At 37.6% G+C, this 15,361-nt stretch carries 15 protein-coding genes; 3 read left to right on the forward strand and 12 right to left on the reverse strand.

Annotated features, from left to right (window positions below; all coding sequences use genetic code 11):
* Positions 1-35: 35 nt before the first annotated feature.
* Genes IGL15_RS09550 through fabT form a run of 3 tightly spaced genes read right to left on the reverse strand, consistent with a single transcriptional unit; the run spans position 36 to position 1,725 of the window.
* Positions 36-260 (reverse strand): acyl carrier protein, encoded by a 225-nt coding sequence (locus IGL15_RS09550; protein WP_002287614.1) that lies wholly within the window; start codon positions 258-260, stop codon positions 36-38.
* 52 nt (positions 261-312) lie between these two features.
* On the reverse strand, positions 313-1,275 hold the full coding sequence (locus tag IGL15_RS09555; RefSeq protein WP_002287612.1) for a beta-ketoacyl-ACP synthase III: 963 nt from the start codon (positions 1,273-1,275) through the stop codon (positions 313-315).
* Positions 1,276-1,284: 9 nt separating this feature from the next.
* Positions 1,285-1,725 carry a fatty acid biosynthesis transcriptional regulator FabT gene (gene fabT / locus IGL15_RS09560; RefSeq protein WP_002287610.1) on the reverse strand — a complete coding sequence of 147 codons (441 nt, stop codon included), beginning with the start codon at positions 1,723-1,725 and terminating at the stop codon, positions 1,285-1,287.
* Positions 1,726-2,030: 305 nt separating this feature from the next.
* On the opposite strand from fabT, the gene IGL15_RS09565 reads away from it, so the two are divergent.
* A complete protein-coding gene (locus tag IGL15_RS09565; RefSeq protein ID WP_104765586.1) occupies positions 2,031-2,996 on the forward strand; it encodes a GIY-YIG nuclease family protein in 966 nt (321 codons plus the stop codon).
* Positions 2,997-3,052: 56 nt separating this feature from the next.
* On the opposite strand, the gene IGL15_RS09570 is transcribed toward IGL15_RS09565, so the two are convergent.
* The 6 genes from IGL15_RS09570 to IGL15_RS09595 form a co-directional block, all read right to left on the reverse strand.
* A complete protein-coding gene (locus tag IGL15_RS09570) occupies positions 3,053-3,283 on the reverse strand; it encodes a YkuJ family protein (RefSeq protein WP_002287607.1) in 231 nt (76 codons plus the stop codon).
* A gap of 85 nt (positions 3,284-3,368) precedes the next feature.
* The gene (locus IGL15_RS09575) at positions 3,369-4,256 is read right to left on the reverse strand and encodes an NAD(P)-dependent oxidoreductase (RefSeq protein WP_002287606.1); all 888 of its coding nucleotides are present in this window, start codon (positions 4,254-4,256) and stop codon (positions 3,369-3,371) included.
* 88 nt (positions 4,257-4,344) lie between these two features.
* Positions 4,345-5,568, reverse strand: a complete 1,224-nt coding sequence (locus IGL15_RS09580) for a glycosyltransferase family 4 protein (protein ID WP_002287605.1) — start codon at positions 5,566-5,568, stop codon at positions 4,345-4,347.
* Between the two features lie 16 nt (positions 5,569-5,584).
* Positions 5,585-6,631 carry a glycosyltransferase family 4 protein gene (locus IGL15_RS09585; RefSeq protein WP_002323526.1) on the reverse strand — a complete coding sequence of 349 codons (1,047 nt, stop codon included), beginning with the start codon at positions 6,629-6,631 and terminating at the stop codon, positions 5,585-5,587.
* 163 nt (positions 6,632-6,794) lie between these two features.
* Positions 6,795-8,522 carry a phosphoenolpyruvate--protein phosphotransferase gene (gene ptsP, locus IGL15_RS09590; RefSeq protein ID WP_002295388.1) on the reverse strand — a complete coding sequence of 576 codons (1,728 nt, stop codon included), beginning with the start codon at positions 8,520-8,522 and terminating at the stop codon, positions 6,795-6,797.
* The gene (locus tag IGL15_RS09595) at positions 8,522-8,788 is read right to left on the reverse strand and encodes a phosphocarrier protein HPr (protein ID WP_002287602.1); all 267 of its coding nucleotides are present in this window, start codon (positions 8,786-8,788) and stop codon (positions 8,522-8,524) included. The genes ptsP and IGL15_RS09595 overlap by 1 nt, the downstream gene beginning before the upstream one ends.
* A 478-nt stretch (positions 8,789-9,266) precedes the next feature.
* Here IGL15_RS09595 and IGL15_RS09600 point away from each other — a divergent pair, with 478 nt between their 5' ends.
* Entirely contained in the window at positions 9,267-11,501 is a 2,235-nt protein-coding gene (locus tag IGL15_RS09600) for an ATP-dependent Clp protease ATP-binding subunit (RefSeq protein ID WP_002287598.1), read from the forward strand.
* 147 nt (positions 11,502-11,648) lie between these two features.
* Positions 11,649-11,969, forward strand: coding sequence for a DUF1827 family protein (locus IGL15_RS09605; RefSeq protein WP_002290825.1), 321 nt, complete (start codon positions 11,649-11,651; stop codon positions 11,967-11,969).
* A gap of 204 nt (positions 11,970-12,173) precedes the next feature.
* On the opposite strand, the gene IGL15_RS09610 is transcribed toward IGL15_RS09605, so the two are convergent.
* The 3 genes from IGL15_RS09610 to IGL15_RS09620 all read right to left on the reverse strand — a co-directional run bounded on the left by IGL15_RS09610 (position 12,174) and on the right by IGL15_RS09620 (position 15,243).
* On the reverse strand, positions 12,174-12,398 hold the full coding sequence (locus IGL15_RS09610; protein ID WP_002287661.1) for a hypothetical protein: 225 nt from the start codon (positions 12,396-12,398) through the stop codon (positions 12,174-12,176).
* Positions 12,399-12,498: 100 nt separating this feature from the next.
* The gene (locus IGL15_RS09615) at positions 12,499-13,452 is read right to left on the reverse strand and encodes an IS30 family transposase (protein ID WP_438767043.1); all 954 of its coding nucleotides are present in this window, start codon (positions 13,450-13,452) and stop codon (positions 12,499-12,501) included.
* A 210-nt stretch (positions 13,453-13,662) separates the two neighbouring features.
* Entirely contained in the window at positions 13,663-15,243 is a 1,581-nt protein-coding gene (locus tag IGL15_RS09620) for a peptide chain release factor 3 (RefSeq protein ID WP_002298237.1), read from the reverse strand.
* Between the last annotated feature and the right edge of the window lie 118 nt (positions 15,244-15,361).

The following is a 15,361-nucleotide window of genomic DNA, read 5'->3' on the forward strand; positions in this document are numbered from 1 at the left end:
AGGAAATGTCCCAGCCCCCAACCTAATTTTAATGATTATGCAGTTTGTTTTTCTACGTAAGTCACTAAATCTTGAACCGTTTTGATTCCGTCTTCTGTTTCGATTTTCACGTCAAATTCATCTTCAATTTCATTGATGATTTGGAATAAATCCAAGCTGTCAGCTTCTAAGTCTTCTTGGATGTCAGTAGTCAATTTGATTTCTTCAGTTTCTTTTCCTAATTCTTCTGCGATGATTTCTTGAATTTTTTCGAATACCATAATAATATATTCCTCCGATATTGTTTGCTTTTTATTTTTATAATTTAACAGTCTACAACTCCATGAGAATACTTCCCCATGTTAAACCTCCGCCATAGCCTGTAAATATTACTTTCTGCTGTTTTCCCAAGGTGATCTTTCCACTAGAAACTGCTTCATCCAATAAGATAGGGATGCTTGCAGCAGATGTATTCCCATATTTATCCATATTGGTCAGGAACTTTTCTTGCGGCATCTTTACTTTTCGGGCAATTTTCTCAATAATTCTGAGGTTTGCCTGATGCAAAAGCAGATAATCAACTGGTTTGTCTTTCATGACTTCTTGGATATTGTTTGCAACGTCTCGTACGGCAAAATCAAAAATATCTCTGCCAGTCATTTGCAAATAATACGAACCTTCTGAATCTTCTGAATAGAACGGATTTTTATTTTGCTGGTAGCCAGCGGTCAATGAGCTACTTCTGGTACCGTCAGCTGCTAATTTTTCTTTCAGCAATTTTTTCTGTGGATTCGCTTCTAAGAGAATCCCACCTGCTCCATCGCCAAACAACACAGCAGTCGTACGATCAGACCAATCGATTAGCTTAGATAGTGTTTCACCACCAATCACCAGTCCCTTAGTTGAGCCGCAGCGGATCATTTTTTCAGCCATGCTTAACGCATAAACAAATCCTGAGCACGCAGCACTGATATCAAAAGCGATAGCATGAGTTGCTCCCAATTTCCCTTGTACTTGTGCTGCTACAGATGGTGTCGTGTAATCGGGCGACATTGTTGCTACTAAAATAAAATCCAAATCTTTAGGGTTTAGATTTTTCTGTTTTATCAATTTTTCCGCCACTAAAATGCATAAATCAGAAGTCTCCTGATTTGTTACACATCTTCGTTCACGAATACCCGTCCTTGACGAAATCCATTCATCAGAGGTATCCATCATCTTGGAAAGATCATTATTAGTAATAATCTTTTCAGGAAGGACGCTGGCTGTTGCAGTAATCATTCCAAATTGTTCCATTAAATATCCTCACTTATAGTCTTGCAAGAAGTCGTGCAAGTTTTTCAGTGCATCCAGCAAGGCATGCTGTTCCTCCGTAGCCATTCCGTCTAAGATGTTCTTGACCATTTCACGATGAAAATGCTGATGGACCCGAAATAGTAACTTTCCTTTTTTCGTTAGTCCCAACTTTACAACGCGGCGGTCATCTTCACTGCGGATACGTTCGACATAGCCTTTTTTTACTAACTTGTTAATAGCAGTGGTCAAGGTCCCAACAGTAATTGATAGTTCTTTGGCTACTTCTGAAGTTGTTTTTTTCTTGTACATCCCGATTGCCTCGATCGTGTGCATCTCTGTGATTGACAGATCTTTGAATTGAGATTTTTTCAGCTCAGACTCTTCGATTGTCAAAATATCATTGAAGACACTAACAAGATAATCATTTACTGTTTTTAAATCTGGTTCCATGTTCCACCGTCCACTAATTAGTTTGATTATCAAATCTTTTGATGTTCAAACTATATCTTAACTTTTTTCAAAATGCAACCTTAAAAGATCATTTTTTTACTATATGAGCTTTTTTTAAGATTTTACTCATTTAAAACAACTGATAAATCAGCATTTATAATTTCTTTTATTAGAAAAATCATCTATCTCACATATTTTGATTATCAAAGTATTTTCTGTGAACAGAACTATAGAATTCCTTAAAACTTGTCCATTATTTCAAAATTTGTTATAGTCTTTTTATTCAAAGCGTAAAAGGAGATCCTATGTTAAAAGAAAAAATGAAAACTCTCCCCATGCTGCCGGGTGTCTATCTTATGAAAGACCGAGATGGTAAGGTCATCTATGTTGGTAAAGCAAAACGGCTCAAAAATAGAGTAAGCAGCTATTTTCATCAGAATAAACAGCATTCAAAAAAAGTATTACGTATGATTCATCATATAACAGATTTTGATTTCGTCGTAGTAGACACGGAATTAGATGCTTTATTGCTCGAGTGTCAATTGATCCAACATTACCGTCCTTTTTATAACCGACAAATGAATTATTTCAGTAATTATAATTATGTACATATTACCAATAAGGGATTTGTATTAACAGATACTCCTACGGCTCGAACATACGGGCCTTTTCGTCTCTATAAAAAAATGCCGTCTATTTTGCGTATAATGGAAGAAACTTATCAAATGCCTTGGTTGTCTGAAATTAGTTTGTTAGCTTTGCGAGTCCAGCTTCCTGACCTACAGGAAATGACTTTTGAACAGAAAAAAAAGGAACTCCAAGGGCTGTTTCAAGGCCGAAATAAAAAGCTACTGACTTACTTGAAAAAAAGACAACAACATTTCATCTATCAGTTGAATTTCGAAAAAGCCGGTATGCTTCAAAAAGATATCGAATTAGTTACTTATTTTATTAGACGGATCCAGGAACAAAAGCATTTTTTAAGAACACCATCCCTCACCTTCAGCATGCCATTAGCAGCAGATGAGAGTCAGAAAAAGCACTACCTCGTTTGTTATGGTCAACTTGCAGAAACAATGATTGCCTCTGCTGACGTTTCTCCTGACTTCTATTATGAAAAGAAAGAAGCTCATTTATCTTTGAAACGTCAATTGTCAAAAGAAGAAATCGATCCTGTACAAATCTTGATCAGTTACCGCAAAAAATTAGAAAAAGAACAGTCTGAAATTGAACTGTTAAACAAAAAAGAAGCTGAGAAGCAACTAAATTAGTTGCTTCTCGGCTTCTTTTAGGCATCTTCAACTTCAAATGTCAATTATCCTAAAATTTATTGGATTAAGTCATAGATTTCCATCGCTACGATATCGATATTATCAAATTCGTATTGCTGATGAGTATCTGTTTCAGTTAATTCAAATGTATCGGTCGCTTTATCATAAGTTACTGTACACTTCTCTACGCCTTCTTTTTCAAAACGGCGAACTTGCAGTTCATTATCTGCTGACTCGACCATAGCCTCCAGTCGTTTTATGATTGCGACTAATTGTGAATGTGTCATCGGAGGTCCTCCTTTTCTTATTTCTGTTATATTGTATCAAAAGCATAGCCTACTTGCATTGATTTTCTCTAAAAAAACTCGTTTTTTATGATTTTTTTTCTGGTATTTTTCCTTCAGGCCACCAAAGTTTGATCAAAGCTTGGGTTCCGTCATTCTCAAAACCTTTATCTGCCAACTCTTCATATAGTTTCAATGCTTGGGTAGTTGCTGGCAATACAAGGTCCATTTTTTCTGCTTCTTCTAATGCAATCTTTAAATCTTTGATAAAATGTTTGACAAAAAAACCAGGTGTGTAATCTTCTTTTAAAATACGAGGAGAATAATTGCTTAAAGACCAGTTAGCTGCACTTCCACCTGAAAGCGTCTCAATCACTTTCTTTAAATCAAGTCCATTTTTTTGTGCATAGACAAGCATTTCCGTCATTCCTGTCATCGTACCTGCAATCATGATCTGATTAGCCATTTTTGTATGCTGACCTTTCCCAGCAGAACCATGCAATGTAAATGTCGTACCAAATTCTTTGAATAAAGGCAGTACTTGATCATAAACGGCTTCTTCTCCACCGACCATGATCGTCAGTGTACCATTCTTTGCTCCTAAGTCACCACCGGATACCGGTGCATCTAACGCATCTGCGCCTTTTTCTTTTGCTGTTTTTGCAATTTTTTCTGCCAGGCTTGGTGTACTTGTAGTCAAGTCAACTAAAATATGTCCTGAGATATCTGCAGAAAAAATCCCCGACTGTCCATAGTAGATTTCTTCTACATCTTTGGGGTAACCTACCATTGTAAAGAGAATATTACTTTGTTCTGCTACCGCTTTCGGTGTATCTGCCCAGATAGCTCCTTCTGTTACTAAAGGATCAGCTTTTGCTTTTGTCCGATTATAGACAGCTACTTCGTGTCCTGCTTCTAGTAGATGGCGTGCGACAGCACTTCCCATGACGCCTGTTCCGATAAAACCAAGTTTCATTTTTTCGACCTCCTAAAAATCAAAAATCCTTGCTTCTATGCTAGTATACGCTAGAAACAAGGATTTTTTCATAAAAAATGTTTGAATTTTATCTTTTAAATGAATTTAATTTTATTTTGATTCGTTCAATCGAGTCTTCTTCTTCTTTTCTTCGCATCTCTTCTTCATGATAAACAACCATGTCTTGATAAAATTCGATCATAGCTTCGCCGAAATGTGTAGATGAAATATCATAAAGTTTAGCTTCTAAAACTTTTGGATCTTTAGGAACTTCACTGGAAATATAATCAATAAGTGCTGGTGCAAAGTCTTCGTCGGTTTCAAAAGTTTTCCCTAATGAAGGATGATCGAACAATCGGTTCAAATAAGCATTTCCTTCCACGACACAAGGTGTTCCGGCTGCCATCGCTTCTGTATAAGTAAGCCCTTGTGTTTCTGAAGTAGAAGCACTGACAAAATAATCTGCCGCTTTATAATAAAGTGCTACATCATTGTTGTCCACTTCTCCTGTGAACTGCACAAATTCTTCTAACTGCAGTTCTGAGATCAATTCCTCTAACTCTTCTACATAAGGTCCTTTTCCTACGATAACTAATCTGGCGTTAGGATAAGCGGAGATGACCTGAGGAAACCCATTAATCAAGGCTTGGATATTTTTCTCATAAGAAATCCTGCTTAAAGAAAGAATCATCAAATGGTTTTCCTGAAGACCTAGTGACTCCCTTAATTTGCTGATATCCTGCTGAGTGATATCAGAACGTTTGAATTTTTCAATGTCGATACCAGTAGGAATCACGCGAAGCGGTGCTATTACACCATAGCTGCGTAATGTATCAATAACACGTTCACTTGGACAAACTACACCTGTCGTATGATTTGCAAATAATCTAGACAAGTATTTTACATGGGATTGCCTGATCACTTTTCCTTTACCGATATAATGAAGGTAGTCTTCATACATCGTATGGTAAGTATGGATCAGAGGTATTTTCAACTTCTTAGCTACCATCTTCCCAAGTATCCCTGCTCCGAATTCTGTATGGGTATGAATAAGATCTAGTTCTAGTTCTTTGGCAACCAAATAAGCATACCACATGCCTCTAACAACAACTCTTCGATCCTTGAAAGAAATAAATGGTACACTTGGCATTCGAATCACATCTTTTTCCAACTTATCCGCATTAGGATCGGTCGTTGTAAAAATATAGACTTCATGCCCATGTCTTTCTAATTCTTGTTTTAATGTTTTGATCGATGTAGCAACTCCGCTGACTTGCGGAAAGTAGGTATCGGTAAAAAAGCCGATTTTCATGTTTTTCGCCTCCAAACTAGTCCTTGACCTGATTTACTTTTTTTAATTTGCTAGAGACTTTTTCATTCAGTACACTTTCGTATACATTTTTAAGTTCTTCACCGATTTTATTGATACTTCGCTCTTTTGCTGTTTGATAACCGGCTTGTGTCGTACTCGGTAGTTCTTGATTGGTAATCTGTTGGATCAGTCGGATAAATTCTTCGTTTGTCTTCCCCATATAGCAGTTCTTGCTATCTTCTAACCAGCCATTATACACTGGAATATCTCGAACAAGTACGTTTTGTTTGCTTGCTAAAGCTTCTAAAACAACGATCCCTTCTGTCTCTTCATAAGAAGGGAAAAAGAATAGATCTGCACCTGAATACGCACCTTCTATGATCTCTCCACGAATGTAACCAGGAAACAGGACATTTTCAGGATGATCTTCTTTTACAATTTTCCGGATGTTCCGAGGAATCGAGTACATGGGAACATGACCAAACCAAATAAATGTGTATTCGGGCATCTTCTTAGCAATTTCTACGAAATCAATGATTCCTTTACGTTCGAAAAACAAACCGACACAAATGATTACTTTTTGATCCGGAGACAGTTTGAAATATTCTCTGAACTTTTGTTCTTTCATTGGATCAGGGCGATATTTCTCTAAGTCGATCCCATTGGAAATAGCTTGAATCGGCACACGGATACCATAGCTTTCCAACAACTGTTTTGAATAAGGTGTTGGCGTGATCAGATAGTCCGCTTTTTGGTACAATCCTACCAGATATTTTTTTACGATAGGAGAAAGCTGGTTCGATCCGATAAAGGAATTTCGGAAATCTTCCTCTGTAGAATGCGCATGATAGACAACTTTTTTTCCTTCTCTTCTGGCTTTATTGACCATATTATGACTATTGATTCCGTATGTATTGATGTGCAGGATGTCATAATCTTCTTTTTCATCTAGTGTATAAGAGATACCGACTTCCGTCAGAGCACGTTTTTGATGATCAAGCGCACGCCCGATTCCAGATTTTGCAAGCATCTTTTCACTTTCAAAATATAATAATACCTTCACCTTACGTCCCCCTTCACTTATATAGTATAACATAGCCTACAAACTGTCACTCAAACTTAAGCCCTATTTTTGTCTATTCTTACTGACAAAAACGTTTTCTTAAAAAAGAACAAAAAAACTGGCGTAGCTCTTTTACAAGCCACACCAGCTTTTGATACGTTGTTTATTTTACATATTCATGAACAAGTTCAACGACTTCTTCCATCGTATCGCATTCTTTCAATGCACGATCAGCAAGTTCAGCCATTTTCGCTGTGTCCAAGCGTTTCATTAAACTACGCGTTTTAAGAATAGATGTCGCACTCATTGAGAACTCATCTAGACCCATACCTACTAGCAATGGAACAGCTGTTTGATCTCCAGCCATTTCTCCACACATACCTGCCCATTTTCCTTCAGCGTGTGCTGCATCAATTACATTTTTGATCAAACGTAAAATTGATGGGTTATATGGTTGGTACAAGTAAGAAACGCGTTCGTTCATACGGTCTGCTGCCATTGTGTATTGAATCAAATCGTTCGTACCTACAGAGAAGAAATCTACTTCTTTTGCAAACTTGTCTGCTAAGACTGCTGCTGCTGGAATCTCGATCATGATGCCGACTTGGATCGTATCAGATACTTCCTTGCCTTCACTGATCAATTTTTGTTTTTCTTCTTCAAAGATCGCTTTTGCTGCGCGGAATTCTTTGAGTGTAGCTACCATAGGGAACATGATACGTAAGTTACCATGAACAGATGCACGAAGCAATGCACGCATTTGTGTACGGAACATTTCATCGCCTTGTTCAGATAAACTGATACGCAATGCACGATATCCTAAGAATGGATTCATTTCATGAGGTAATTGCAGATATGGTAGTTCTTTATCTCCACCGATGTCCATTGTACGAACAACTACAGGTTTTCCTTCCATACCTTCTAATACAGCTTTGTAAGCTTCATATTGGTCATCTTCTGTTGGGAAGTCTGGAGAATCCATATACAAGAATTCAGTACGGTACAGACCAACTGCTTCTCCACCATTATTATGGACACCAACTAGATCTTTTGGTGTTCCGATGTTTGCAGCTAATTCAAAATGCTTGCCGTCAGCTGTGACAGTTTCTGCATTTTTTAATTTTTCCCATTCTGCTTTTTGTGCTGCGTAATCTGCACCTGCTTTTTCAAATTCAGCTTTTTGTTCATCTGTAGGATCGATGATTACATCGCCTTCGATCCCGTTGACAGCCAAAATATCGCCTTCTTTGACTTTAGCAGTAATTTCTTTTGTACCAACGATTGCTGGAATTTCTAAAGAACGTGCCATGATAGCAGAATGTGAAGTACGTCCACCAATGTCTGTTACAAACGCTTTTACAAAATTGCGATCTAATTGTGCTGTATCACTTGGAGTCAAGTCATGTGCAACAACGACCACTTCTTCGTTGATCATTGATGGATTTGGTAAAGTAACGCCTAATAAGTGCGCTAAAATACGTTTAGCAACGTCACGAATATCTGCAGCACGCTCTTGCATATAAGCATTATCTTCCATTGCTTCGAACATACCGATATACATATCCGTTACTTCTTTTAGCGCTGATTCAGCATTTACGCTGTTGTCTTTAATATTTTGCTTGATTTGACCTACCATTTCTGGATCTGAAAGAACCATCAAATGGGCATCAAATACTTGCGCTTCTGCTTCACCTAAGCTTTGCGCTGCTTTTTCACGAATTTGCTGCAATTCTTCAGTAGATTTAGCTAATGCAGCATCCAAACGAGCTTCTTCAGCCGCAGTATCTTCTACTGTTGCCTTACTGAATGTTAAATCCGGTTGAACTAGCAGGTAAGCTTTTGCAACGGCTACACCGTCACTAGCGGCAATCCCTTTTAGCATTTCAACCATTATTCAGATAAGCCTTCTTTCTTCATTGTTTCAACGATTGCTGCCATTGCATCAGCTTCGTCAGCACCTTCTGCAGTAATAGTAACATCAGAACCTTGACCTACACCTAAAGACATAACGCCCATGATTGATTTCAAGTTTACTGATTTACCTTTATACTCTAAGTTTACATCAGAGTTAAATTTGCTTGCTGTTTGTACTAATAGTGTAGCTGGACGAGCGTGGATCCCAGTTTCTGCTACTACGTGAAATTCTTTCTTTTCCATATTAATCGGTCTCCTTTAAGTGAGTGTTGTTTTTATGTGAGGGTTTTCTTTTTTAGTAATTCAGAGAATCCTAACAAATGCCACCCTTTCATCTGTAAAGATTAACATTTTTTTTCGTTAGATACAACAGTTTTCATTCAATTTCAGATAAAAGTATTCAAATTATTCCGGATTCTTTTTCATCCTTTTCTTCACATTTTATAACAAACGTGTTTATTTTCTTTTTCTTGTCGCTTTCTCTTCTCCTGACGTTTATCATTCTTTCCTTTGACCCTCTTTGTTTTCATATGAAACGAATTACTTGCTTCCCTTTTTATTTTTAGTATAATAAGAGTCAAAGGTCAGGAATGGTCAATAGAGATTTCACCTTTTCTACCTCATAAATCTCTTAAAAAACTAGGGGTTATTCTTTTACCTCATGAAAAACGAGATGTAAAATATGGATGTACCCATTTTTGTGAAAGGACGTGAATGATTCATGCTTTGTCAAAACTGCGGCAAGAATGAGGCAACGATTCACTTGTATGCCACTGTCAATGGTCAGCGGACACAACTCGATTACTGTCAGAGCTGTTATCAAAAAATCAAAAATCAACAAAATGGAGGTCTGACTAATATGGCCCAAAATGATCCATTTGGATTTGGCAGTTTGGACGATCTTTTCCGTTCCATGTCTCGCCAAATGCAACAGCAAGGAAATTATGAGCAAACACCACCAACACAATTTGGCGGAAACAACAACTTCAATGGTGGTCAGCCACCTCAAGGCAATACAGAAGGTTTATTGGGAGAATACGGAATCAATATCACAGAACAAGCACGACAAGGTGATATCGATCCTGTGATCGGACGCGATGACGAAATCAAACGAGTCATTGAAATTTTAAATCGCCGAACCAAGAACAATCCTGTCTTGATTGGAGAACCAGGTGTTGGTAAAACAGCAGTTGTTGAAGGTTTAGCACAAAAAATCGTAGATGGTGATGTACCGCAAAAATTAATGGACAAAGAAGTCATTCGTTTAGATGTCGTATCTTTAGTCCAAGGTACTGGTATACGAGGACAATTTGAAGAACGTATGCAAAAATTGATTGAAGAGATCCGTCAAGCAGAAAATGTGATCCTATTCATAGATGAAGTTCACGAAATCGTCGGTGCTGGTTCTGCTGGTGATGGAAATATGGATGCTGGTAATATTTTAAAACCAGCTTTAGCTCGAGGAGAATTGCAAATGGTTGGTGCTACTACCTTAAATGAGTACCGCATCATCGAAAAAGACGCTGCTTTAGAACGTCGTATGCAACCTGTACGGGTAGATGAACCAACTGTCGAAGAAACGATCAGTATTTTGAAAGGTTTGCAAAAACGTTATGAAGACTATCATCATGTAAAATATACTGATGAGGCCATCGAAGCAGCCGCAACTTTATCCAATCGTTACGTCCAAGATCGCTTCTTGCCGGATAAAGCCATCGATTTGCTAGATGAAACAGGTTCTAAGAAAAACTTGACGATCCAAATCGTTGATCCTAAAACAATCGAGAAAAAACTGCAAGAAGCAGAAGAACAAAAAGTTTTAGCTTCTCGAGAAGAAGATTTCGAAAAAGCAGCTTATTATCGCGATCAGATCAATAAACTTCAAAAAATGAAAGAACGTCAGCTCACTGAAGAGGAAACACCTGTGATTACCGAAAAAGATATGGAAAAAATCGTTGAACAACGGACAGGTATTCCAGTGGGTGAATTAAAAGAAAAAGAACAGACACAACTGAAAAACTTAGCAGATGACTTGAAAGCTCATGTCATCGGACAAGATAACGCTGTAGATCGAGTAGCGAAAGCGATTCGCCGAAACCGTGTTGGATTAAACAAACAGAATCGTCCAATCGGCTCCTTCTTATTTGTTGGACCAACTGGTGTAGGTAAAACAGAGCTTGCGAAACAACTTGCCTACGAACTATTCGGTTCACAAGATTCAATGATTCGTTTCGATATGTCTGAATATATGGAAAAACATAGTGTCTCTAAATTGATTGGTTCTCCTCCAGGTTATGTCGGATACGAAGAAGCTGGTCAATTAACAGAAAAAGTACGGAGAAATCCTTACAGTCTTGTCTTGTTAGATGAAGTAGAAAAAGCTCATCCAGATGTTTTGCATATGTTCTTGCAAATCTTAGATGATGGTCGATTGACAGATGCACAAGGAAGAACGGTCAGCTTTAAAGATACGATCATCATTATGACAAGTAATGCCGGAACTGGTAAAGTAGAAGCAAACGTTGGTTTTGGTGCGGCACGCGAAGGTGTTACTCGTTCTGTATTGAACCAATTAAACAACTACTTTACACCAGAATTTCTGAACCGTTTTGACGGGATCATCGAATTCAGTGCATTATCAAAAGAAAACTTGATGACAATCGTCACACTAATGCTAGACGATGTCAACCAAATGCTGGCAGCACAGCAACTTCACATCGAAGTTCCTACGAATGTCAAAGAAAAATTAGTTGACTTAGGCTATGATCCATCTATGGGTGCTCGTCCTCTTCGACGCACGATCCAAGAACAAATCGAAGATGGTATCGCTGAATTTTATCTTGATCACCCTTCTATCCATGAGTTGAAAGCAAAACTGGATAAAGATGGAAAAATCATCGTTACTTCTAAACCAGAACGTTTGGCTAAAGAATCAGCCGAAGAAACGGCTGAATAAATCCAGTTTTATAGCGTGAGACGGTATTTCTTTGAGAAATGCCGTCTCATTCTTTTTTCAGAAAAGTCAAAATACTGTTCATTTTATAAAAAAGAAATTATAATAAGAGAAACAAGCAATTAAAAATACATAAAAGAGGTGAGCGCCATGAAATTGGTAAATGTAACAAACAGCCATTCCCGTCTTGTATTAAACCAGCTTGAAAACACTGATGCCCATCTAGTCAAGGTCTACACAGCCGGAAATACCACTATTGTCTACACTGAAGCCCCTGAACATAATGAAATTCTGCTGATCAATGACAAACGTAAAATCCAGCCGAAAGAAATCGAAGATGCTAAAAATTATTTCTTAGATAAAATCAAAGACGCCGTTTACCACGAGGATGAAATCAAAGTAATCGAATTGGCAGGCCTTGTTGAAATCTCGATTCCAAAACATGAATTAGGCGCTACATTAGCCGTGTAAACAAATTTTGAACATAATAATTAAAGAGCGTGGGACAAAAGTAAAGAACACTTTTGTCTCACGCTCTAAACACGTATAAACGGCGGAAGCAGAAGCAACTCCTTCGGAAATAAGCTGAAATTCACGAAAATTGCTTTTCAAATTTTTGTGAATTCCAGCTTATTTCTTGGAGTTAAACGCTTCTGTCTCAGCCTCTTTTTCTTTCTAGCTTTTTGATTTTTCTCTTTTCTTTTGTACTTTTCTCTTTTCATTTTCAGTTCTACGCGTGTCTTTATTTTTAACTTTTTCCTCTTTATGGATGATTGATCGTACTTTTTGTGCAATTTGCTCGTTTTTGTCCCAGTCTTTTACATCTAATAATCGACATAATCGTAACATCTCTTCTTTTTTCTGTTTTTTTCTTTCACGTCTTTGCCATTCTGTTTCCATGTGTCACACTCTCCTTTCTTTAATCATATGTACGCAAAATAATTTTTATATTTTTTTGATTAGACATTTCTATGATTTTAATATAGTATTATTTGTCAAATTAAGCGAGACAAAACTTTCCATTTACGTAACTCAAAAAAACTTCTAATGGTGTTTGGTAATTTAGTGATTTTCTAGGGATATGGTTTCTTTTGGACGCAACGGATGAGATGAATCCTTGATTGACTTGGTTGAATTCCATTTCTTTTGGTAGTCCATCTTTTCGGAGGAGTCCGTTTGAATGTTCATTTAATCCCCGTTGGGAAGGCGTTCCTGGGTCTGCGAAATAAATATCAATATCATTCGTATTACTAATACTTTTCCAATTAGAGAATTCTTTTCCACAATCAAAGGTAATTGATTTGAAAAGATTTTTGGGTACGGATTGAAGCCATTCATTAATCGAATTTTCAATATCAACTGCCTTACGGCCTTCTGGTTTCAAGGCGATAATGGCTTTTGAAAGTCGCTCAACGAGTGTGATGACGGCACTTTTATGGTGGATGCCGTCAATCGTATCACCCTCTAAATGTCCAAATTCTTCTTCGAAAACGACATAATCTTTTTTACGTTCAGAAATATTTCTTTTGAATGCCTGTTTTCCACGTTTTTCCTTATAACCATTTGGTTTTCGTTTTCCTTGCATCGGTAAATGTAAAACATTGAATTCTCCCGTCTTAAACCGGCGATAGAGGGTACTTACTGAACAAGAGAAGGTTCGCTCTGCACGGCCAATAATGACGTCTGGGGTCCAACCTTCAGTTGATCTTTTTTCAATGTATTCTTTTTCCTCAGCAGGAAAAATGATTTCGGTTCTCCCACAACGTCGCTTATTTTCTTTGTATTGTTCAAAGTATTCAAGTGCTGTTCCACCACATTTGAGAAAGTTATAGACATTGTAAATTGTTTGGCGTCCACGTTTAAGCTGCTTCGCAACGATAGCAACCGGAGTTTCTTGATGAAAATATGCTTCTATCATTACAAGCTCGTTTGGTGTAAGATGGGTATAAGTCATTTATGTTCACTCTCCTTGTATGCTTTAGCGGGTATTACAATTTGAGTGTAACATAAATGGCTTTTTTATTTGTCTCGCTTAATTATACAAACGGCGTAGTAAAAAGAGCCGTCACGGAAAATCCGTCACGGCTCTAAACAAAATATGAGAGGCTGTTTTTGTTTGGCTATTCTTATTACTTGATGCAGGGCAGCTTGTGTCAAGACTTCTTTACATCAAACTTTTTAATTTTACATTAGGATATTTATCCGCAAACCAGCGTTCTGCAAATTGGTTCTCGAATAAGAACAATGGTTGGTCGAAACGGTCACGAGCCAAGATATTGCGACTTGAACTCATCTTCTCATCCAAATCTTCTGGATCGATCCAGCGAGCGATTTTGTGTCCCATTGGAGACATGATTACTTCGGCGTTATACTCATTTAACATACGATATTGGAATACTTCGAATTGTAGCTGACCAACAGCTCCAATGATATATTCTTCCGTTAGATATGTTTTATAAAGCTGAATCGCTCCTTCTTGAACTAATTGATAGATTCCTTTGTGGAAGGATTTTTGTTTCATGACATTTTTTGCAGTCACTTTCATAAACAGCTCTGGAGTAAATGAAGGGAGTTCTTCATAAGCAACTTTTAGTTTTCCTTCGAACAATGTATCCCCAATCTGATAATTGCCTGTATCATATACACCGATGATATCGCCTGCTACTGCTTTTTCGACGTTTTCTCTCGAATCTGCCATAAATTGTGTGACATTGCTTAATTTCAGTTTTTTATTTGTACGTTCCAACCAGACATCCATTCCTCGTTCGAATGTTCCAGAACAGATTCGGACAAAAGCGATTCGGTCACGATGGGCTGGATTCATATTTGCTTGGATCTTGAATACGAAACCTGAAAATTCTTCCTCATAAGGACTTACCATCTGATCATCTTGTGTTTTGTGTCCATAAGGAGCTGGTGCCAATTCAACGAAAGTCTCTAAAAAAGTCTGTACACCGAAGTTAGTCAATGCAGAACCAAAAAATACTGGTGTCTGATCGCCACGAGCAATTTTTTCTTGATTAAATGCATCTCCAGCCTCTTTGATTAGTTCTACTTCTTCTAAGACTTGTTCATATAAGGAATTTTCAGTTAGAGGATGATTTTCGGGAAGCAGTCCATCTTCATCCAATTCTACTAATCGTTCATCCTGATAATTTTCCGGACGATAAAACTCTACACGATTATGGTAGATGTCATAAAGACCTTCTAGCCCTTTACCCATACCGATTGGCCAATTCATCGGATAAGATTCGATATCTAATAGCTCTTCTAATTCTTCTAACAATTCCAATGGTTCACGACCATCACGATCTAGTTTGTTGATAAAAGTAAATATCGGGATGCCACGTTTTTTTACAACTTGGAATAATTTCTTTGTCTGTGCTTCGATCCCTTTTGCACTATCGATTACCATGACCGCACTATCCACGGCCATCAAAGTACGATAAGTATCTTCAGAAAAATCTTCATGTCCTGGTGTATCCAAGATATTTACTCGTTTCCCTTGATAATCAAACTGCATAACAGAACTAGTAACAGAAATCCCACGTTGTTTCTCGATTTCCATCCAGTCTGATTTGGCAAAATTACCTGTTTTTTTGCCTTTTACGGTCCCGGCTTGACGGATAGCCCCACCAAACAATAGTAATTGTTCTGTAATCGTTGTTTTCCCAGCATCCGGATGGGAAATGATCGCAAAAGTTCTGCGATTGTCCACTTGTTGCTTTAATTCTGGATTATTCATAACCTAACTCCATTTCTTCCATTCAATTATTTATATTTTCTCTAGGCACAGATTGTCCGATCTCTTAAAGAAAGACAATTTCATATAGGGCTGTGACAAAAGCCGTGTAGCAGTCTCT

Origin of the sequence: Enterococcus sp. DIV0436a (assembly GCF_051711605.1) — a bacterium.
Classification (GTDB): domain Bacteria; phylum Bacillota; class Bacilli; order Lactobacillales; family Enterococcaceae; genus Enterococcus_B; species Enterococcus_B faecium.